At 32.6% G+C, this 22,055-nt stretch carries 20 protein-coding genes; 7 read left to right on the top strand and 13 right to left on the bottom strand.

All coding sequences use genetic code 11. The annotated features are described in order from the left end of the window. Positions 1–45 precede the first annotated feature (45 nt). The 6 genes from CL818_RS13520 to CL818_RS13555 all read right to left on the bottom strand — a co-directional run bounded on the left by CL818_RS13520 (position 46) and on the right by CL818_RS13555 (position 4,923). Complete coding sequence (locus CL818_RS13520) at positions 46–681, bottom strand: lysoplasmalogenase family protein (protein WP_272974198.1); 636 nt, start codon at positions 679–681, stop codon at positions 46–48. Positions 682–734: 53 nt separating this feature from the next. After that, the gene (gene ligA, locus CL818_RS01985; RefSeq protein ID WP_286971299.1) at positions 735–2,729 is read right to left on the bottom strand and encodes an NAD-dependent DNA ligase LigA; all 1,995 of its coding nucleotides are present in this window, start codon (positions 2,727–2,729) and stop codon (positions 735–737) included. Positions 2,730–2,736: 7 nt separating this feature from the next. Continuing rightward, positions 2,737–3,204, bottom strand: a complete 468-nt coding sequence (locus tag CL818_RS01980; protein ID WP_502692191.1) for a GNAT family N-acetyltransferase — start codon at positions 3,202–3,204, stop codon at positions 2,737–2,739. A gap of 74 nt (positions 3,205–3,278) precedes the next feature. Then, the gene (locus CL818_RS01975) at positions 3,279–3,869 is read right to left on the bottom strand and encodes an LOG family protein (RefSeq protein ID WP_286971295.1); all 591 of its coding nucleotides are present in this window, start codon (positions 3,867–3,869) and stop codon (positions 3,279–3,281) included. 4 nt (positions 3,870–3,873) lie between these two features. Then, positions 3,874–4,593: a peptide chain release factor N(5)-glutamine methyltransferase gene (prmC, locus tag CL818_RS01970; RefSeq protein WP_502692190.1), complete on the bottom strand. Its 720-nt coding sequence runs from the start codon at positions 4,591–4,593 to the stop codon at positions 3,874–3,876. A gap of 132 nt (positions 4,594–4,725) precedes the next feature. Further along, positions 4,726–4,923 (bottom strand): DapH/DapD/GlmU-related protein, encoded by a 198-nt coding sequence (locus tag CL818_RS13555; protein ID WP_502692189.1) that lies wholly within the window; start codon positions 4,921–4,923, stop codon positions 4,726–4,728. Between the two features lie 408 nt (positions 4,924–5,331). Between CL818_RS13555 and CL818_RS01960 the strand changes: the two genes are divergently transcribed. Beyond that, positions 5,332–6,480 carry a glycosyltransferase gene (locus CL818_RS01960; protein ID WP_286971291.1) on the top strand — a complete coding sequence of 383 codons (1,149 nt, stop codon included), beginning with the start codon at positions 5,332–5,334 and terminating at the stop codon, positions 6,478–6,480. A 1,294-nt stretch (positions 6,481–7,774) separates the two neighbouring features. On the opposite strand, the gene CL818_RS01950 is transcribed toward CL818_RS01960, so the two are convergent. Together CL818_RS01950 and CL818_RS01945 are read right to left on the bottom strand one after the other, a co-directional pair. Further along, positions 7,775–8,878, bottom strand: coding sequence for a DegT/DnrJ/EryC1/StrS family aminotransferase (locus CL818_RS01950; RefSeq protein ID WP_286971288.1), 1,104 nt, complete (start codon positions 8,876–8,878; stop codon positions 7,775–7,777). Then, positions 8,875–9,852, bottom strand: a complete 978-nt coding sequence (locus CL818_RS01945) for a GNAT family N-acetyltransferase (protein WP_286971287.1) — start codon at positions 9,850–9,852, stop codon at positions 8,875–8,877. The genes CL818_RS01950 and CL818_RS01945 overlap by 4 nt, the downstream gene beginning before the upstream one ends. 83 nt (positions 9,853–9,935) lie before the next feature. Here CL818_RS01945 and CL818_RS01940 point away from each other — a divergent pair, with 83 nt between their 5' ends. Continuing rightward, entirely contained in the window at positions 9,936–11,558 is a 1,623-nt protein-coding gene (locus CL818_RS01940; protein ID WP_272974207.1) for an amidohydrolase, read from the top strand. Between the two features lie 47 nt (positions 11,559–11,605). Here the strand turns inward: CL818_RS01940 and CL818_RS01935 are convergent, their stop codons facing one another. Next, the gene (locus tag CL818_RS01935) at positions 11,606–12,376 is read right to left on the bottom strand and encodes a hypothetical protein (protein WP_272974208.1); all 771 of its coding nucleotides are present in this window, start codon (positions 12,374–12,376) and stop codon (positions 11,606–11,608) included. A 53-nt stretch (positions 12,377–12,429) separates the two neighbouring features. Here CL818_RS01935 and CL818_RS01930 point away from each other — a divergent pair, with 53 nt between their 5' ends. Further along, complete coding sequence (locus CL818_RS01930; RefSeq protein WP_272974209.1) at positions 12,430–12,972, top strand: DUF2059 domain-containing protein; 543 nt, start codon at positions 12,430–12,432, stop codon at positions 12,970–12,972. Here CL818_RS01930 and CL818_RS01925 read toward each other — a convergent pair. Continuing rightward, a complete protein-coding gene (locus CL818_RS01925) occupies positions 12,959–13,642 on the bottom strand; it encodes a class I SAM-dependent methyltransferase (protein ID WP_272974210.1) in 684 nt (227 codons plus the stop codon). The two genes, CL818_RS01930 and CL818_RS01925, sit on opposite strands and share 14 nt — an antisense overlap. A 60-nt stretch (positions 13,643–13,702) precedes the next feature. Between CL818_RS01925 and CL818_RS01920 the strand changes: the two genes are divergently transcribed. Beyond that, entirely contained in the window at positions 13,703–14,194 is a 492-nt protein-coding gene (locus tag CL818_RS01920; RefSeq protein WP_013187615.1) for a YkgJ family cysteine cluster protein, read from the top strand. Positions 14,195–14,200: 6 nt separating this feature from the next. Here CL818_RS01920 and CL818_RS01915 read toward each other — a convergent pair whose 3' ends face one another. Next, on the bottom strand, positions 14,201–15,319 hold the full coding sequence (locus CL818_RS01915) for a DEAD/DEAH box helicase (RefSeq protein ID WP_272974211.1): 1,119 nt from the start codon (positions 15,317–15,319) through the stop codon (positions 14,201–14,203). A 152-nt stretch (positions 15,320–15,471) separates the two neighbouring features. On the opposite strand from CL818_RS01915, the gene CL818_RS01910 reads away from it, so the two are divergent. Beyond that, complete coding sequence (locus CL818_RS01910) at positions 15,472–16,467, top strand: alpha/beta fold hydrolase (protein WP_272974212.1); 996 nt, start codon at positions 15,472–15,474, stop codon at positions 16,465–16,467. Positions 16,468–16,507: 40 nt separating this feature from the next. Here the strand turns inward: CL818_RS01910 and CL818_RS01905 are convergent, their stop codons facing one another. Further along, a complete protein-coding gene (locus tag CL818_RS01905) occupies positions 16,508–17,146 on the bottom strand; it encodes an SDR family oxidoreductase (RefSeq protein ID WP_013187612.1) in 639 nt (212 codons plus the stop codon). Positions 17,147–17,390: 244 nt separating this feature from the next. Here CL818_RS01905 and CL818_RS01900 point away from each other — a divergent pair, with 244 nt between their 5' ends. Continuing rightward, on the top strand, positions 17,391–20,303 hold the full coding sequence (locus CL818_RS01900; protein WP_272974213.1) for a PEP/pyruvate-binding domain-containing protein: 2,913 nt from the start codon (positions 17,391–17,393) through the stop codon (positions 20,301–20,303). Between the two features lies 1 nt (position 20,304). After that, on the top strand, positions 20,305–21,615 hold the full coding sequence (locus tag CL818_RS01895) for a serine hydrolase (RefSeq protein WP_272974214.1): 1,311 nt from the start codon (positions 20,305–20,307) through the stop codon (positions 21,613–21,615). A gap of 60 nt (positions 21,616–21,675) precedes the next feature. On the opposite strand, the gene CL818_RS01890 is transcribed toward CL818_RS01895, so the two are convergent. Next, complete coding sequence (locus CL818_RS01890; RefSeq protein WP_272974215.1) at positions 21,676–21,987, bottom strand: winged helix-turn-helix transcriptional regulator; 312 nt, start codon at positions 21,985–21,987, stop codon at positions 21,676–21,678. Between the last annotated feature and the right edge of the window lie 68 nt (positions 21,988–22,055).

Raw genomic sequence — 22,055 nt, 5'->3', positions numbered from 1 at the left:
ATTTAATACCATAGCTCTTTAAAATCTCGACAAAAATACAATTTATTACAGCAGGTTTTCTTCTAAATATAAAGCGTCTTCTTCAGATTCTTCTTCTAAAATAAACTTCATAAAAGAGTATTGAAGTAAAGCATAAGCACCCATAATTGGAACTCTCAGAATATCAGAGTTTAAAAAGAAAACTTCTATACTAAAAAATATTGCTGTTGAAAACATACAAATACCGCTAATTAGTAAATATCTTGTTTTCCTACTCCTCATTAAAAAATAAGTATAAAAGGAAAGACCGCTATACATACAAATAATAAAACCACCTAAAATGATTAACCAGAAATTACTTTCTAAGTTGTCTCTAAACAAATAGATTTGATATGCAGCAATACACAACAAAGGTGTTGATGTTGCTAATACGGCTAAGAAATTACGTTTTCGGGTTTGTTTAAGAATATAAAATATAAATATTGTGAGATACCCTAAAGAACACAGAACNCCAAAGAATAAAAAACTAGGAATACTTCTATCTAAAAATAGGATGTTACTTATAAATGCAAAGAGAAGGCCAGCTTCATAAAGCAATGCTTTTTTAGTTTCTAAACGTTTATAATAAAAGTATAGGCATAAAATTATAAAAGGTTTAAACAACACCTGAAACTCAAAAACGTCTAAATATTCAAATAACATAGTTAAGAGAACACTTATTATAAATGCGTAAAAAATGTGTTTCGTTTTTAACCTCATTGTATCTTATCTAAAAACTCATCTTCTGTTATAATTGGAACATTTAAACCTTCTGCTTTTGTGCGTTTACTAGGACCCATATTTTCTCCTGCAACCAAGTAGGTTGTTTTGGAAGAAATTGAACTGGATACTTTACCGCCATTATCTTCAATAGCTTTTTTAAGTTCTGTTCTACTTAGTTTATTAAATACACCAGANACTACTATTATTTCGCCTTCAAGCTTATTTGTTTGTCCTTGTAANTTTTCTGCAGATATCTCTAATTGAACACCGTACTCTTTTAAACGTTGTATAGTCTCTTTTTTATACTCATCACTAAAAAAGGCTACAACACTTTCTGCTATCTTACCTCCTATTTCTTCTACCTCAACAAGCTGTTCTTCTTTGGCATTTGCTAAATTTTCAATTGTNTTAAACGTTTTAACAAGTGTTTTTGCTACAGTCTCACCAACGTGTCTTATNCCTAAACCAAATAATACACGTTCAAAAGGAATTTGTTTTGAAGCTTCAATTCCATTAATTAAATTTTCTGCACTTTTTTGAGCCATACGTTCTAATGGCAATACATCTTCAATTTTTAATGTATATAAATCTGCATAATTCTTTATAAGACCTGCATTTGCTAATAACGCGACAGTTTCTCCTCCCAAACCTTCTATATCTAAAGCTTTACGAGATATATAATGTTGAATTCTCCCTACAACTTGTGGCGGACAACTTTCTTCATTTGGACAATAATGTTGTGCTTCGCCTTCGTTTCTCACTAACGGCGTTTCACATTCTGGACAATGCTCAATATATTGTGTAGGTTTAGAGGTCTTATCTCTTTTTGTAAAATCGACACCTATAATCTTAGGAATGATTTCTCCACCTTTTTCTACAAAAACAGTATCTTCTTCTCTTATGTCCAGTTTTTCTATTTGATCTGCATTGTGCAAAGAGGCTCTCTTAACAGTTGTACCAGCTAACTGCACAGGTANTAAGTTAGCAACAGGTGTNATNGCACCAGTGCGGCCAACTTGATATGTAATTTTCTCTAATACTGTAGAAACCTGCTCTGCTTTAAANTTATANGCCATTGCCCAACGTGGTGCCTTAGCAGTATATCCTAACTCTTCTTGCTGCTGTAAATTATTTACTTTTATTACAACACCATCTGTTTCATATGGTAAATCGTGACGATGGGTGTCCCAATAATTAACAAACGCCATAACCTCTTTCGTGCTTTTTGCTAAAGTTGCAACTTCTGGTACTTTAAAGCCCCATTCTCTTGCCTTTTCTAAACCTTCAAATTGGGTTTTGAAATTTAAGTTTTTGCCAATTATTGAGTATANCAAACAATCTAANGGGCGTTTTGAAACTTCTGTACTATCCTGTAATTTTAAACTTCCAGAAGCNGTATTTCTTGGGTTAGCATAAGCTTCTNCACCGTTGGCTACGCGCTCTGCATTCATTTTTGTAAACCCTTCTAAAGGTAAGATAATTTCACCCCTAATATCAAATCGTTTAGGGTAGTCTCCATTTAATTTTAAAGGAATTGAACGTATTGTCTTAACATTATTGGTTACATTATCTCCCTTAAAACCATCACCTCTTGTTACAGCTCTAATAAGCTCTCCATCCTCATAAGTTAAACTTATTGAAGCGCCATCATATTTTAACTCACAAGTATAATGCANATCTCCATCTACCATCTTCATNATACGTTTTTCCCAATCTTCTAAATCTTCTTTAGAATAAGAATTGTCTAGAGAATACATACGATAGTCATGNGTNGTTGTATCGAAGTTTTTAGTGACTTGCCCACCAACTCTCAACGTTGGCGAATTTGCATCATAAAACTCAGGGTTTTCTGTCTCTAAATCCTGTAACTGTTTTAATTTTTGATCAAAATCATAGTCCGAGATTTCTGGCTTGTCTAATACATAATAATTGTAATTATGTTGCCTTAGCTCTTCTCTAAGTTGTTGTATCTGATCTTTAACTGTCATACTATACTTACTCTAATGTTTTATACATATTATGCATTCCTCTATATTTTGGATGCATTCGTTTAAAATCTAACCTAAANTTACTCGTTATTTTATACCCGCAACGTTTATAAAATTCTAATGCTTGCACTTTAGTATCCATAGCTTCTAGCCAGACACCGTGAAACTTATTATCTTTTGCATACTGCTCTACCCAAGTCATTATATGTTTGCCTACACCTATTCCATGAATGCTATCATCTAAGTACAACCTATGCAATTTTAAAAATTTTAGATCTTTTTTGTCTTTAAACTCTGCATCTCTAACAAACCTTAAAATACCTTTCGCTTCATTTTCAACTAACACAAAATAATAGCTTGCATTAGGATCGCTTAATTCTTTTGATATCTGACTAGGTGTCCAGTTAAGGTTTAAATACCATTCGCCTTGTTCTTCCCAAAGATAACTATAGGCTTTTGTATAAACGACCTTCATTAATTGAAAAAGTGAGGTCGAATCATGTTGTGTAATCTCCTTTAAGCTTATTTGGTTGGTAATGCTTATCATTTTTAAGCTTGGTCTTTATTCATCCACTCAGGAACTGGTAGTGGTGTAAAGCTTTCCATCTTTTTAATTAATTGGTCTAAATCTGAATCTACCAACAAGAGTTCANAATTTTCTTTAGAAAGCAATTCTTTGTTAACCATTGTTTTTAACATCACTAGCAAATCATCATAGTAACCATTAGTATTTAAAATTCCTATTGGTTTTTTATGAAGTCCTAATTGTGCCCAAGTTAGCATTTCAAAAAGCTCTTCAAAAGTGCCAAAACCACCAGGTAACGTTATAATACCNTCACTTAATTCGTGCATCTTAAGCTTTCGCTCTTGCATAGAGTCTGTAATAATTAACTCGGTTAAATNATTGTGTACTANTTCTTTTGTTCTTAGAAACTCTGGAATAACACCAATTACATTTCCGCCTGCATCTAAAGCTCCTTGTGCGACCTGACCCATTAAGCCCAATTTGCTTCCACCAAAAACAATATCTAATTTATGAGTGGCTAAGTGTTTTCCAACACCATAAGCTGCTCTAAAAATTGCATCATCATTACTTGGGCTGCTCCCACAAAATACTGCAATAGCGGTTAGTTTACTCATAATTTTATAAAGTTAAAGTGGCTTTAAGCATTCTATCTTTTCCAAAGATATCTTTCTTTAATTCAATATTGGTAAAAGAATCTGAATCTAAAAGAACTTGAGTTGCCTCTCCCAAAAATTCATTAATCTCTAAATATAANGTGCCNTTTGGTTTAAGGTGCNTTTTAGATAGACTTATTATTTTANTATAAAANATTAAAGGGTTATCNTCTTCAACAAATAATGCTAAATGTGGCTCGTGCTCAAGTACATTGTTACTCATTAAATCCTTCTCTAAATTTCTCACATAAGGAGGATTAGAAACTATAACATCATAGTGTTGTGGTAAGCTGTCTGAAGCAAGAATATCTTTAAGTAAAAAATGAATATTAGTATTATTATTCTCAGCGTTTTCTTTAGCGATAGCCAATGCACTAGTAGATATATCTAAAGCAGATACNGTTGCATCTTTTAAATATTTACTAAGACTAATTGCTATACAACCACTGCCTGTACAGAGGTCTAAAACGTCTAAATTCGTTTTGTGTTGGTCCTGTATAATCCACCTAACTAAATCTTCAGTTTCTGGACGTGGTATTAATACATCTGGAGTCACTTTAAAATTAAGGTCGAAGAATTCAGTTTCTCCAATTATATATTGAATTGGTTCAAAAACTTTTAATCGTTTAAATGCTTCAGTAAATTTAGCAAGAATAGCAGCTGAAACTACAGTATTAGGATTCATTACAATATCTAAACGAGACATTTTTAAATAAGCTTCAGACAGTAGCACAAAAAAATTGTGAATTTCTTGTACAGGATACACATCTTTTAATTCTTCTTGAATAGTATGTTTTAATGTAGAAACCGTCAAAACCTAAACCTTTACTGTATTAACTTGTACTGCAGGATTTCCTGCCACTATAACATTACTAGGAACGTTTTTAGTTACAACTGCATTGCTACCTATAACTGCATTTTCTCCAATAATTACACCTTTTAAAATCACAACATTATTACCTATAAAAACATTGTTNTCAATTTTAACTGAAGAAGATGTTCCTTTATTTTCCATTCGATTAGTTGAATGTAAGTCGTGAAAATTAGAATCATATATCTGTACATTGTAGCCGCAAACCACATTGTCTCCTATTGAGATAGAAGCATGTTCTGCAACTATGCTAAGATTATTNTTTGCATTAAAATTATGACCAATTGTAACACTAGCGGTTACTTCTCTAGCCTCTATATAACTATATCCTGTATAATAATGTGGAGATCTTATGACACCAAAATGATTGGCTCTCCCAAATTTTAACTCTCCTAACCCATTAAGCAAAAGAGGTTGGTGTTTAATAGGCGAACCTACAACTCGTTTAGCTGAAGATAGCCACGTGTATTTTACACGTCTTAACGTAACAAACAAAAGATTTGACAAACCCATAAGAATAGTATCTTTACAAAGATAGCATTATCCATCATTATGAAGATTCTTCTTATTGGCGAATATAGTGGGTTTCATAACTCCCTAAAAAAAGGCTTACAACAATTAGGACATACCGTTGTTTTAGTTGGTGATGGTGATAACTATAAAAACTATCCTGTAGATATTTCAACAAAGCCTGTTTGGTTCTCTAAATATTATATTCCTAGAAAATTTAAAAATGCAATTTACACCTTATTCAAAATAGATCTTCTTAAGGTAGAACAAGGCGTACGTTACCAATTTCTAAAATCTAAGTTTAAGAATTATGATGTTGTACAACTTATAAATTCAGATGCTTTATTTACATATCCTTGGTTGGCAAAATCTATATTACAATCAATTTTTAAACATAATAAATCTGTTGTTTTAAGTGCNTGTGGAGATGATACTCACTTTGTAGATTGGTTGCTAAATAATGACAAACCCTATAATTTACTAACACCTTTAAAACATAAAAAGGTAACTGCAAGTGCGTTTAAATATACTTTAAAATACACTTCAAAAGCTTATAGNTCTCAATATAGCTATGTTGTAAATAATGTAGATGCCATAATTCCTACAGATATGGACTATCTATTATCACTAAAAGGGAATCTTAAAACGACAAAATTAATACCAACGCCAATTGATCTTAATGCATTAGAATTTCCTTCTGAATTGCCTACAACGCCTATTCATATTTTTCATGGTATAAGTAACAGTAATTATATTAAGAAAGGAAACGCCTATTTTGAAGATGCTTTAAAGAGTATTAAAGAGAACTATAAGGATCAAGTTAAAATCACTTCTACGTATAGTTTGCCGTACAACGAGTATGTTAGAGCTAATAATTCTGCTCATATACATTTAGACCAAATTTATTCTTACGATCAAGGCTACAATGCTCTAGAAGCTATGGCAAAAGGGAAGGTTGTCTTTACTGGAGCAGAACGTTGTTTTTATGAGCACTACAATTTGCAGGAAGACGTCTGCATAAATGCAAAACCTGATGTCGCATATTTAGTGGAAAAGCTTAGTGAGCTTATTGAAAACCCTAAGAAGATAGCATCAATAGGATATAATGCTAAACTATTTGTATCCAAGTATCATAATCTTGAAACCGTTAGTAAACAATATATTGAAGTTTATAATTCAGTAAAAGAATAAATTCTCCTTCCTTAAAATTTGAGATTAAAAAGAGCTTTCCTAAATATTATAAGCACTACTATAAAGTGTATAGTATAACTAAATAAATGTGCCATAGAAGCACCTACAAAACCATAAGTATTTATAAAATAAAGACTAGAAAAGTAAATGGTTAAAACTGAACCTACTTCGACAAAAATATAATGCCAAAACATATTCTTTGCTAGGAATTGATAAGCGATTACAATACTTGCAATTTTTACTAGGTCTCCACTTAGCTGCCAAAAGAATAAAGANGACATTGGTAAAAANTCATCTGTAAGAACAATTTGTATGATATAGGTTTTTAGCACATATATAATTAACATTCCAGCAGCAAACAATGGTAAAATGGTTTTATAGAAGCCAAATATTTCTTTTCTAAATGCTTTAGGGTCATTAATCTCAGAGAGCTTAGGAAGAATATAAAGTGTAAGTAATGTGGTGAAAAAGACCAAGTAATAGTTAGAAATTCTATTCATTGCTTCCCAGTAACCTGCTTCTGTGGCACTTTGTACTGTTACTATTTCAGTTCTTATNGCAATCATAATTAATGGTAAACTNATTGCCGAAACTAATTTCATNATAGCAAAACTCCCTAACCGTTTTATGTAACTATTAGAAATTGAATTTAAGGTAAGAAACGATGCAAAGTTNTTTTGGTTTAAGATAAGAACCAACGTGACTAAAAAATTTAATGCAGGTACTACCACAATAGCATACAATGCGCCTGTTAATTGCTGTTGCCATATTAATGTAACAGTTATGAGCATACCAAGTAATGTTGATGCAAATGTGATTAACACATAATTTTTGTACTTAGAAAACCCATTTATTATTGCAATACAAAAAAAGTTAAGCGAATAAAATGGTAACGCAAAGGATATGGCTTTAATTACACTTGTATAATCTTCNCCTTCAAAAAGATATGCATTTATAANACCAGCATTAAAATATATGATAAGTGCACTAAGTATGGTTGAGAAAGCACCAAAATAGAAGCTTGTAGAAAATAGTTTTTTAAGCTCAAGGTTATCCTCTTTAAATTCTGCGGTATATTTTACAATACCATTGTACATACCTAGAATACTAACTTGTTGTGCGGCGCCTAAAAAATTTCTAAGGTTTCCTATAAGCGTCATTCCTTGTGGNCCTACAAAAACTGCTATTACTTTAGATATTATTAAACCACATACCATTTGGGCTATAACACTNAAAGAATTNAGAGATGTTACTTTTAAAAGTACATTACCACCTATAAGCCGATTTAAAAACTTCATTTATAAGCATTAACAACGTTAATAATGGTAGACACTTCTGTATCAGTTAACATAGGATGGCAAGGTAAACTAATNACTTCATNATGTATTTTCTCNGAAATTGGAAAACTCAATTTACTTAACTCTTGTAATGCTTGCTGCTTATGTGGAGCAACAGGATAATGTATATTATATCCTATTGCGTTATTTTTTAGATAGGTTGAAAATGCAGTTCTGTTAACTACCCTTACAACAAACAGATGAAATACGTGATTTTGAGAATTATCATATAATGGTAAAATTATGGCGTCGTTTTGTATCTCNGNTATATACCTTCTTGCAATCTGTTGCCTAGAGGCNTTATCGTCATCTAGGNNTTTAAGTTTTATATTTAAGNTGCTAGCCTGCACGTCATCTAANCTTGAGTTTACGCCTTCATAATCTGCCACGTAGCGTTCATTAAACCCATAATTTCTCAAACTTTTTATGCGTTCTGCCAATGTGTTATCGTTTGTGGTTACAGCTCCAGCATCTCCTAAAGCTCCTAAATTTTTTGTTGGATAAAAACTATGTGCAGAAGCATCACATAAATTACCACTAATTAATTTGCTGTTTAATCGTGCGCCATGAGATTGTGCGCAATCATCAATTAATAATAATTGGTTGTTATCACATATACTTCTTATTGCATTTACATCACACAATTGTCCATATAAATGCGTCATTAAAACCACCTTAGTATTTGGGGTTAGGCTATTTTTAATTAAACGACTATCAAGGTTATACGTGTTAATATCTGGTTCTACCAATATAGGCGTTAATCCAGCTAGTTTAACTGCTAAAATTGTAGCTATGTATGTGTTAGATGCTACAATAACTTCATCACCTTTACTTATTTTACCTAAAGACATATAGCCTTTTAAGATTAATGTGAGTGCATCTAGACCATTTCCTGTTCCAATACAATGCTCTACCTGGCAGTAACTTGCGTAATTATCTTCAAAAAGAGAAACTTGTTTGCCTAATATATAATAGCCGGAATCTAAAACATCACGATATGCATTTTTAAAAGCAGTATCGTATTTAGAATTAAGCTGACGTAGATTTAAAAAAGGAATCATAATAAAGATTGTGTTATAAGTTTATGATTCTTTGTATTAATGCTATAGGTATCATGTACTACTGTTCTCGCTTCAAAACATTCCTTCCAATAATTTAAACCTTTATTTAGGGTCTTACCATTATTTGCATTTGAAGTTCCAAAACTAAAGTAAGACTTATCAGAATATCTTTCATTAATTAAATAATTAAATAGAAAATCTAAGCTGCCAAAAGCTTGCCTATCTTCATTACTCGCTATGTACTGAGTATGAGCTACCACATCTGTTTCAAAAATAGTGGCTCCAGCAATTATTGTATTATCGTGGTATACATTAAATTGTTTTATATGCTGTGGAAAATTATTTGCCAGTGTAGTTATTTCATTCAATGAGTGCACAGGATTGGCATCAAATTGTGTACGTAATGTTGGTATTAAAATTGACTCCCAAAATCTATTAAAATTTATTTCTTCTTTTATTTCAAGTTGATGAGCCTTTGCTTTCTTTACACCTTCTTTTCTGTTAGATTGAATTTTAAATGGCTTTTGTAAATTAATAACAGAAGCTGCTTCACGCTTTTCTAATTTGGCGTTCACCAAGAACAAGGCATAATCTAGGTCTCCAGTAAATTTAGATTCATAAATTTTAGGAAGCGGCTTAAGCTCTAAAGTTTCAATAGAATTATCCTCTAGATATTTAAGTATAGTCTTTAGAATTTCTAGAACTTTTGGCAGCTTTACTTTAGGACTCAAAACCAATCCGCCATAAGTAAGGCCATTATGACTATAGAGTGCATAATCTGTTTTATGAGCCGGCAATACAGCTACTAAAGCTTCATCCTCAAAAACCATTAAAGAATAGTCTTCAAACCTATCCTTATGGTATTCCATAAAATCACGTTGCAAAAGAAATGTAGCATTCTTAGAATCTTGGCAAAACCGATTCCATAGATCTTTAAATTTGCTTGAATAACGGGAAATCTTAAGGGTTTTCAATAGTAACAGTCTTAATTCTGAAAAATACGATAATTATGTCAATCACAATTTTTCAGTATCTTAGTTTTCACAAACCAATTATAATGAAACAAATTGTATTTTCTCTGCTATTTCTAGCACTTCTTCAAAGTTGCAACACCAAAACACCTGTTGATTTAATTGTCTACAATGCAAACATTTACACTGTAGATGATAACTTTAGTAAAGCCGAAGCAATGGCTATTAAAGACGGTAAGTTAGTTGCTATAGGAACTTCTGAAGACATAACGAACTCCTATACATCTGATGTTCAAAACGATATTAATGGCCAAACCATATTACCTGGTTTTATTGATGCACATTGCCACTTTTACAACTTAGGTATACAACAACAACGTGTAGATTTGGTGGGAACTAAAAGTTTTAGTGACGTTGTTGAGCGTGTAACAGCATTTCAAAAAGAAAAAAATGTTCCTTTTATTACAGGACGAGGTTGGGATCAAAACGACTGGGATGTTAAAGAGTTTCCAAATAAGGATACGTTAGATGTTTTATTCCCTGATACACCAGTAGCTTTAACAAGAATAGATGGTCACGCGCTTATTGCTAATCAGAAAGCTTTAGAGCTTGCCGGTATTACAAACACTACAAAAGTTGAAGGTGGCGAAGTAGAATTAAAAGATGGTAAGCTTACCGGTATTTTAATAGACAATCCTATGTCTCTTGTTAGAGATGTTGTTCCTAAACCAGGAAGAGAGCAACAAATAGCGGCTTTAATGGAAGCTCAAGATATTTGTTTTAGCTATGGCCTTACTACTGTAGATGATGCTGGATTAAGTAAAGACGAGTATCATCTTATTGATAGCTTACAACAAGCAGGCGATTTAAAAATGCGTGTGTATGGTATGATTAGTAATACCGAAGAAAATTTAGACTACTACTTAAACAAAGGAATTATAAAAACAGACCGACTTAATATTAGATCTGTAAAAGTATATGCAGATGGTGCTTTAGGTTCTAGAGGTGCTGCACTTAAGCAACCATATTCAGATAAGGACAATCATTTTGGAGCAATGGTTATTGGTCCAGAAGACTTTAAAACCCTTGCAGAACGTATTGCAGCTTCAGAGTATCAAATGAATACTCACGCAATTGGAGATTCTGCTAATATCGTGGTGTTACGTACGTATGACAAATTACTTTCTAAAGAAGAAAATAGAAGATGGCGAGTTGAGCATGCACAAATTATAACAGATCAAGATTTTGATTATTTCTCTACAAGTATAATTCCGAGTGTACAGCCAACTCACGCTACTAGTGATATGTATTGGGCTGAAGATCGTGTGGGTGAAGAAAGAATAAAAGGTGCTTATGCTTATAATACGTTACTAGACCAAGCTGGCATAGTAGCGTTAGGGACAGATTTTCCTGTAGAGCAAGTTAGCCCATTCTTAACATTTTATGCTGCAGTTGCAAGACAAGATACTTCTGGATTTCCTGAAGGCGGATTTAATATGAAAGAAGCCTTAACTAGAGAAGAGACTTTAAAAGGAATGACAATTTGGGCAGCTTTCTCAAACTTTGAAGAAGATGAAAAAGGTAGTTTAGAAGCTGGTAAATTTGCAGATTTTATTGTTTTAAATGAAAATATAATGGAAGTTGAAGCTTCTAATATACCTTCAATTAAAGTCCTTGAAACCTATGTAAACGGTGAACAGGTTAACTAAAAAAAAAGCTCGCAAATTGCGAGCTTTTTTTATGATGTTTCCTAAGACTATCTTCCGCCGTTAGCTTGTAAATCATTAATACATTGAGGATCTAGAGAAGGTACACTATTCATACCTATCATACCAGATGCAAACTCAATAGAAGCTATCATAAGGCAATCTTCTACATTACAGTGACCTTGAGAATCTGGATCTACGTGTGGAGTTTGTGCTTCAGTTCCTATATCTACCAAACCAAATAAATGAGCAAACTCGTGTTGTAAAGTAGCAGACTCAATTTCTGAAACAGAAGGTGTATTTAAAGGTTGTCCTGCATTATCAATAGTTTCTTTATATAAAACTAAAGATGTGTTTCTATATGCAGTTCCCAATGTAACACTGTTACCTTCATCATTTTCACTTTGTCCACTTAAATAAAGAATAAATACTGCTATTGTATCTTCTGTATTATATAATGTTCTGTTATTATCTTCTATACTCACAATTTCAGAGTTAGAATATGGAGACATCTCTGGAGACTCAATTGTACGCTGTGTAATTGTAATATTAGTCTTAAACGTTCGTGCCTCTAAAAATTCTTCTAAATCTATTAAAGCAGAATTACTTACACTCACATTATCATCTACTGCAATTTCAATTGCTAAATTCGAGAAGTTTTGATCACTAAGCAAATCATTTGCAGAACTCCCTAAAGGTAATTGGTTGCCAGCTTTTGGGTTATTAGGATCTACATTTCCATTATCATTATCTGAATCACTACTACAACCCAATAAGAAAACTCCTACAAATAGGTAAATAATAATTGTATTTAATCTCATAACTCTTTTTTAAATTTATATTAGCGTATCAAAATTACAATAATAACGACCCTATGAGATTATTTGGTATAGCAATTACAATTATTTTAACGTTTAATACAATTACCTACGGGCAAAGCAATTCTTATAATGAAGATATTGTAAGTTATTTAGAAGTGAATGGAACTGAGACGCAATATGCACAAGCAGTAGACCAATTATTTGTAATGCTTTCAAAACAATATGCAGGAAACAATATATCTAATGATGTCTGGAGACAATTAGAAACTAAATATAAAACCAAAGCCCTTAAAAGTATTAAGCTATTACTTGTTACACCTTATAGAACTACGTTTTCCCACGATAATATTAAACGTATGTTAGCATTTTATAATACAGAGGCTGGCAAACAAATGATGACAGATCCTACAAAACTTACAATAGCTCAAAAAAGTGTAGCTGGAGATTTTTATGCATCAGATGCTGGAGCTAAACTTTTAGAAAATAAGACCAACCTAGAACAACGCGTAGCAGAAGTTTCTGAAATTTGGAGCAGAGATTTATATAGAATGGTAACAGAAGATTTACAACAAATGGGCTATACTACTGGACAGTAAGCTTTGCTAAATAGTCATAATGCTCACCTTCATAAATTATATCGCAATTAAAACCGTGTAATTTAGCTTCCTCATTTAAATTATCTTTATCTAAAAACAGCCAATTAAACCAGTCTGTCTCTATAGATTTATAGGACAATTTATATTCCATTTGACCGTAATACCCTTGTACTAAATCATCTTCATCAAACAGATAAATCAAGTCTGAAGAATCTATCAAAACTTGTCCGTTTTTGGAAAGGAGAGATTTTAATTTATCAAAAAACGCAGGTATCTCTTGTAACGATCCAATAATTCCTGTACCATTCATTAATAGAATAATTGTATCAAAAGTACCTTCTACTTCTAAAAATGAGAGTTGACGAGCTTGAACAACACCACGTCTTTTACAAGTGGTTATTGCACCTTCTGAGGTATCAATTGCTAAAACATCAAGACCTTGCTCTTGCAGGTATAAAGCATGACTGCCAGCACCACAACCAACATCTAATACAGAGCCTTTAGTATTTTGTAATGCAAGTTGTTCAATCTTTGGCATCTCACTAAAATCTCTAAAAAGATAATGAACAGGAATTGTGTCATCTTCAAAATCTTTAGAGTGTACAGAGATATCTGCATCGTTTATACCATTAAAATAATCTGTAATTGCCTTACCAAAAACATCTTTCATAAGATTTGGTTTAATTTATTATAAGCTGAACTAATTTAAAAATACAAGTACCTTTGCAGGATGAAAGATTTTATAGACCAGCTTCCAAATTTGGCCAAAGATAAGCAACAAGAAAATAAGAAATTCTTTTCTAAGCTTAAGAAAAAAACGCCTAAGCACTTGGATAGTTTAATGGTAGAGTTACACGAAGAAGAGTTTTCAAGAACAGACTGTTTAGATTGTGCAAATTGCTGTAAGACAACTGGTCCCCTATTTACAAATAAAGATATTGAACGCATTTCTAAAAAATTTAAGCAGAAACCGCAGCAATTTATTGACCAGTATTTAAGAATAGATGAAGATAATGATTACGTGCTACAATCTGTACCATGTACATTTTTAGACGCAGAAAACCATTGTTTAATTTACGATGTAAGGCCAAAAGCTTGTGCAGAGTTTCCTCATACAGACCGAAAAAAGTTTCAACAAATATCTAATCTTACTATAAAGAATGTAGGCATTTGTCCTGCAGCTTACAATATAGTTGAAGAGATGAAAAAAAGAATTAAATAATATATTTTACTTCTGTCGTATCTGTGAAAAACTAATACCTAAAGTCTTTTCAAAAAATCTAAGCTGCTTTAATTCTTTTGAGTTTACTATAGCTAAAGACATTCCTTCTTTACCAGCACGAGCTGTACGACCACTTCTGTGAGTATAAAATTCATCTTGGCTAGGCAATTCATAGTGAACAACAAAGGCTAAATCTTCTACATCTATACCTCTTGCAGTTAAATCTGTTGCTACTAAAATACGTAAGCTTTCATTTTTAAAAGCACGCATGACTTTATCTCTTTCCTTTTGAAGCAAATCACCATGAATAGCATCTGCAGAGATGTTCTTAGCTATTAATTGCTTTGCTAAAGTCTTGGTAGTGTTTTTAGTTTTACAAAAAACGATACCACGTTCCTTACCTTTAAATTTTAAATATTGTAATAATGTGGTTAGCTTATCTGCATCTTCAACAAGAATATATTTATGCTCAATTTTCTTATTTACTACATTTTTTCCGCTAACCTTAATTTTAATGGAATTACTAGATAAATGAGAGTTTATAATCTGCCTGATGCCTTCTGGTAATGTTGCAGAAAATAACCATCTGTTTTTTGTAGCTGGTAAAGCACTTAAAATGGTATCCAAATCTTTTTTAAAACCCATATTCAACATTTCATCTGCTTCATCTAAAACCACAGTTTTTACGTTAGTGAGGTCTACTACTTTTTTCTTCATTAAATCTACCAAACGGCCTGGCGTTGCCACGATAATATGTGTTGGCCTTTGTAAGGCTTTAATTTGTTTATCTATTTGAGCGCCACCATAAACTGTTTCAGAGAATATTTTATCTGAGTATTTTGTAAACTTAAATAGTTGCTTAGAAACTTGCATAGCTAACTCTCTTGTAGGACAAAGTACTAAAGCCTGTACATGATTTTTAGAAGCATTAATAAGCTCTAACATTGGTAAACCATAAGCTGCAGTTTTACCTGTACCTGTTTGTGCTTGGCCAACAAAATCTGTAGGCTTTTCCAATAGTACTGGAATTGCCTGTTCTTGTATTTCGGTTGGGTTTATAATCCCAAGTTCAGTAAGTCCTTTAACAAGTTTAGGAGAAATGCCTAAGTCTGAAAATGTCTTCAAAATATATATCTTTAATGAAATGCAAAGGTACAGATTATAAGCGGTCTAATACTAAGTTCTATTAGATTAGAACTAAAGTTTTAATATCCATTTAACACTACATTATTTTAGCAATTTTTAATTGATTGTATCTTGTAGTAAAATCTGCAATTATGAAATATATTATATACACGCTTTTATTATTTTCTACAGTACTTAATGCACAACAAGACTCCATTAAAGCCTTAGATATTAATTTGAGTAACTACTCATATCCTTACGAGGTTTCTACCCTTACTATTCAAGCTCAAAACCAAAACCTTTCTTTTGCCTATATGGATGTTAAGCCCGATAACTATAACGGTAAAAATGTTATGCTCTTGCACGGTAAAAATTTTAATGGAGCATATTGGGAAACAACTATTAATGCTTTAACAAAAAAGGGATATCGTGTTATTGTACCAGACCAAATAGGGTTTGGAAAGTCTACAAAACCTGAACATTTTCATTATACATTTCAGCAATTGGCTTTAAACACCAAGACCTTGTTAGATACTTTAAACATTAACAAAACTGTAGTTTTAGGACACTCTATGGGAGGAATGCTGGCTACTCGTTTTGCTTTAATGTATCCTGAAACTACACAACAATTGGTATTGCTTAACCCTATTGGTTTAGAGGACTGGAAGCTTAAAGTGCCTTATAAACCTATAGAATGGTGGTATGCAAATGAGTTAAAGAAGGATTATGAATCAATTAAAGCATACCAGAAAAAAAATTATTACGACAACACTTGGAAACCTGAGTATGATGCTTGGGTAAACCTTTTAGCAGGTTGGACATTAAGTGAAGATTATGAAAAAATATCTTGGAATGCTGCACTTACCTATGATATGATTTTTACACAACCAGTAGTATATGAATTTAAACAAATTGAAAGTCCTACTTTATTAATCATAGGCACAAGAGATCGTACTGCGTTAGGAAAACCATTAGTGTCTGAAGACGTAAGAGCAACAATGGGATTATACGACCAACTAGGTAAAGAGACTCGAGATAAAATACCAAATGCTACTTTGGTAGAGTTGGAAGATTTAGGTCACTTACCTCATATAGAAGATTTTGAAAGGTTTATAACACCTTTATTAAACTATTTAGAGCGCCAGTAACACTAGCGCTCTAAACTCAATCTTATATATGTTTCTTTTATTAAAGTGCCTTTAGTGCATCTTTAATAGGAGTTTCTCCTTCAATCATTTCAAAAATTGCATTTTGAGCATAATCGTCTGAAACTACAGTAGCTAAAGTTTCAGCTACATCTGCTCGACTAATTTTTCCGCCTTTTTCAAATTGATCTTTAGTTTCAATCTTGCCTACTGCATCATCATTCTTTAAAGTACCTGGTCTTACAATAGTGTAAGTTAAACCACTTGCTTTTAAATGTTCATCTGCTAAATGCTTAGCTTTTAAATACACTTGTAATGAGTCACTATCTTCCGGATGTCCTGCTCCTATTGAGCTTAACATTACAAATTTTTTGATGCCGCTAAGCTTAGAAACATCTATTAAACGTTTAGCACTTTCTTGGTCTATAACTATTGTCTTCTCGTCTGATGTACCACCACCAGAACCAGCTGCAAATACAACGCGATTTACATCTTTAACTACATGAGTTAAATCTTTTTCAAGGTCTCCTAATATTGTTTGTATGTTTTCGGTTTCAAATTGAGCTTTCTGGTCTTCTTTTCTAACCATTGCTACGGGTTCAAAATTAGATGAATCTTTAAGTTTCATCACAATTTGCTTTCCTGTTGTTCCGTTTGCGCCTACTATAAGTACTTTTTCCATGTCTGTTTTTTATTTAAAATTAAAGGAAAAGTACAACCTAGATAGCTGTAAGGTGAACTTTATCATTTTATTAATACTCTTACTTAACTCAGATTAGCTTTAAATGTTAAACCCTTATTAAGAGTAACTTAAAAAGCACTTAAAACTCCTAAAACACTCCGCATTTAAGGGTGTTTTAACAGGTGCTACTATTCTATATTGTTTAAAACAAAGTATCTTGTGCTAAACAAAAATTCACGTTACTTTGAATCGAAAAATTACATTTCTAGTACTGTTTACAATATGTACTTTTAGCTTTTTACAAGCACAACAATTATCTAACCAAGACATATCTAAACGAATTGAAGAGTACAAATCTTTAGATCGTGGTCCTTATAAAAAAATTGAATGGTTTTGCGAAGATGGTACTCGTAGAGACTCTAAAGACCCTTGTCCAGATAAAATTGGTGGTGGTATACAACACGCTAGTTACAAGGATAATTTAATTGAAATTCAGAAAAAAAATCATTTATTTTTCTCAGATATCTTAGCTTACACAGAGCAAGGAGAGTTTTGGGATAGCAGAAATAACAATTCTCGCATTAAACAATATCAACTTAATAAATACCTACAACGTATAGATGATGGTTGGGTAAACAGACGCGCACAATATTACAGAGGCTCTGTTCAATCTGAAGATGAAGAAGAATGGGGTATAGATTTTTATAACTGGTTATTATGGAGTGATGCTCGTATAGATGCAAATTACTTTTTAATTAGAGAATCTGTAAAAGACATTCCTCACAAATCTGAAACACAAGAAGGTGCAATTATCAGAACACTATCTAAAACTATAGGCGATAATTACTCTAGGTTTATGAATATTAGGACTAAAATTCATAACCAACCAGAAAAGGCCAATATTAAATTAGTTAAAGAGTTTCAAGAGAAAAATGCTGAAAAGCTTCCTGAGAAAATAAAAAAACAAACCGATTCACTTATAAAAGTGATGACTGCGTATTATCAACCTATTGATATTAATGAATTTAAAGCTAATGCAAGGGTGCTACCAAACGGTTCATACTTAAGGACTAAAATTGAAAAATTTACTGAAATTCATAAAGACACTATTATAACTTCTGAGTTTATTGAAGATGCATCAAACCTAATGTGTGATATAAGAACAGAATTAACAAGTATCAGAAGCACATCAGACAGGCTTGCAGCTTTAGATATTTCAACAGATTTAGAAAACCTTATTTTTAAAACAGCTCCAGATTGGATACCTACAACTGTCGCAGAGCTTTTAGATAAGATTTACGCACTTAGTCAAGCTTCAGCTAGTGCAGGATTTGTAGAATGGTGGGAATGGAATGAGGTAGACCATTTACTGCAAAATTCAAAAAACAAAGCGCTTACATTAGATGAGCTTAACCAAAAATTAGATGTTGCCAGAAGTCAAGTTGAATGGAGTGCAGGAATGGTAAATGCCATTTATGGTGACGATGTTGAAACTTATGCCGGTTTTGAGCCTAAAGCAAATTCTTTTATAGACGATCGCATAAGATCTTCATTAGCATTACAATTAGGAAATAGCGTTGGAGAACTTGGTAACTTTATTGCAGAAGAAGCTAATCTCTCTAATAAAGTAGAAGGTGTAAGCAACCAAAGCAGTATACGAGGTCTAAATCCTGGGTATGCACTTGGTGAACTTGTAGTTGTAAAAAATGCAGTAGACCATTACGATGTATCTCCTAATAAGATATATATTTTTCAAAGACCACCTTCAGATCTTAAACCAGTTGCTGGTATTGCTACAGTTACAGAAGGTAACTTGGTATCTCACGTGCAATTGTTAGCTCGAAATTTAGGAATTCCAAATGCTGTTATTTCTAATGAAACTATAGATGATATAAGTAAGTATCATGGCGAACAGATGTTTTATGCTGTTTCTAATAAAGGAACTGTTATCTTGAAGCCAGCAGATGATATGAGTAATGATGAAGAAGAGCTTTTTGAAGTAAAAGAACGAGATCAGGAAAAAATTGCAGTACCTACTCAAAAAATAGATTTAAGTAGAACAACTCCTATGGATCTTAGTGAGTTAAATGCTGCAAGTTCTGGTAAATATTGTGGTCCTAAAGCAGCCAATTTAGGACAATTAAAACAAATGTTTCCTGATAAAGTGGTTAATGGTTCTGTTATCCCATTTGGGATATTTAAGGAGCATATGAACCAAGATATGCCATTACAAGAAGGCAGTTATTGGGATTATCTTACAGAGACTTTTGCTCAAGCTTCTAAAATGAGAGCAGAAGATTTTTCTGAAGAGCAAGTACAATTATGTACTTTGGACAGAATGCTTCAGCTTAGGGAAGCTATCGCAAAAATGCCATTAAAGCAAAGCTTCTTAAATGATTTAGAGCAGAGTTTTCAAAAGAACTTTAATACTTCAATTGGCGGTACTCCTGTATTTTTAAGAAGTGATACTAATATGGAAGATTTAGATAGCTTTACAGGAGCAGGTTTAAATCTAACTGTTTTCAATGTAAGAGATAGAGAAAAGATTTTAAAAGGAATTAAAGATGTTTGGGCTTCTCCATATACAGAACGTAGTTTTAAATGGCGACAACAATATTTAAATAATCCTGAAAATGTGTATCCGTCTATTTTGATCATTCCTTCTGTAGATGTTGAGTATTCTGGTGTATTAATTACAAAAGGCATAAGCAACAATAATGAAGACGACTTAACAGTAGCTTTCTCAAGAGGTGCTGGTGGCGCAGTAGATGGTCAATCTGCCGAAGCTTGGTTAATTGACACCTTTCAATCTGCACGTTTACTTTCTCCTGCTAGAGAACCTTATTACAATAGGCTACCTGAAAATGGTGGATTAGAACGAAACATTGCAACGTTTGAAGCTCCTATACTCTCAGAAAAAAATATTGGAGATATAAGAGATTTGGCCAAAGATATAAGAGTAACCTTACCTAAAGCTACTACGGCAGATAATACTGGACCTTATGATGTAGAGCTTGGCTTTTTAAATAATAAACTCTGGTTATTTCAAATTAGGCCTTTTGTAGAAAATGACAATGCCAAAAGTTCTGAATACTTAAAATCCATTAGCCCAGAAGTTGATGGTTCAAAAACTATTTCTTTAAACACAACATTATAATATGAATACATTTTTAAGATACATAGCGGTTATAGGTGTTTGCCTTATCGCATTTGCATTTACAACCACTAAGTCTTATCCTATAGATGGATATGCAACAACAGGTATAAAGCGCCTATTACAATTAGAACGTATACAAAAAGACAGTACTAAAGAATTTAGAAGAATTAGAAAAGGAGCCCTACTTCCTTTAAACTGCATAAAACTTAATCTTACAGGAAAACAGAACAGTACTCTGAATGAACTTTTAGTAGAAGACCCAGAGTTTTCTAAAAAGCTTAAAGCAATCTTACCAAGTACTAGAGGTTATTCTGTAACTGTAATGGATATGACAAATCCAGACAATTTAAAATATGCAGGTTATAATGAACGCGCAGGTTACCAACCAGGTAGCGTAGGAAAAATAATGGTAGCTAATGCTTTATTTACACAATTAAAAAAAATATGTCCTGAATCTTGGGATGCTCGAACAGAGATTTTAAAAAATAAGGTTATAAGAGCTGGAGATTGGGCATTATACGATCACCATACAGTGCCAATTTACGATGTAGAAGATGATAAACTCATAAAACGTACAGTAAGAGCAGATGATACGTTTACACTTTATGAATGGGTAGACCATATGATGAGTGTAAGTAACAACGGTGCTGCAAGTGTGGTTTGGCGAGAAGCTGTATTAATGGAAGCCTTTGGTTACGATTATGTTAGCCTTACAGAAGAACAAGCTAATGCGTATTGGAAAGATACAGACCGTAGAGAGTTAACTCAACTCTCTAATGATGTTGTAAACAAACCAATTCGGTTTTTAGGTATTACTGAAGATGAGTGGCGTTTGGGTAGTTTCTTTACAAGCGGAGCAAACAAACATGTAGGTGATATTGGTGGAAGTATTGGTACACCGCTCGGTCTAATGAAATATTTAGTACAGTTAGAACAAGGAAAAGTTATAGATCCTGAAAGCAGTTTAGAAATTAAACGTTTGCTGTATATGACAGACCGTAGAATTAGATACGCCTACTCTCCTACTTTAAATGATGCTGCAGTTTTCTTTAAATCTGGTAGTTTATACAGTTGTGATCGTAGTAATGGCCAATCTTGCGCAAAATATGCAGGAAACGTTTACAATTATATGAACAGCGTTGCTATAGTAGAGCATCCTGATGGAAAAAAATATTTAGTATGTCTTATGACAAACGTATTAAGAAAAAACTCTGCCTATGATCACCAAGCGCTTGCTGGTAGGATAGATAATTTAGTAACAGAACGAAACGCACCTGTCGAAGTTTTAGAAGAAACAAAAGACGAGAGCTAAACTTTTTAATATATATATATTTAAAGAAAGCCTCTTCCGGATAATGTGAAGAGGCTTTTTTTATTGCTTTAAATCATTCTCACCCCATTGGTCCAAACCTATAAGAATATCTTTTAAGCTTAAACCTCGAGAGGTTAATTTATACTCTACTTTAGGAGGTACTACTGGATAAACTTTTCTAGCAACCAAGCCATCTTTTTCTAATTCTCTAACAGTTTGTGTAAACATTTTGTTAGATATCTCTGGTACTTTCTTCTGAAGCACACCAGATCGTAAAGGACCATCTAACAAATGAAATAACACTAAAGGTTTCCATTTTGTTCCAATTAATGACATTGTATAATGTAACGGACAAGAAATAGTTGTCTTCATAATCTATATAACATATTGTAATTCTGCATTTTACTCCTTTAGGTAACTATAGCACTTTTGGGTAAGTT

Source organism: Croceibacter sp., assembly GCF_002716225.1.
Lineage (GTDB): Bacteria > Bacteroidota > Bacteroidia > Flavobacteriales > Flavobacteriaceae > Croceibacter > Croceibacter atlanticus.
This window is presented reverse-complemented; position numbering and strand designations above follow the sequence as displayed.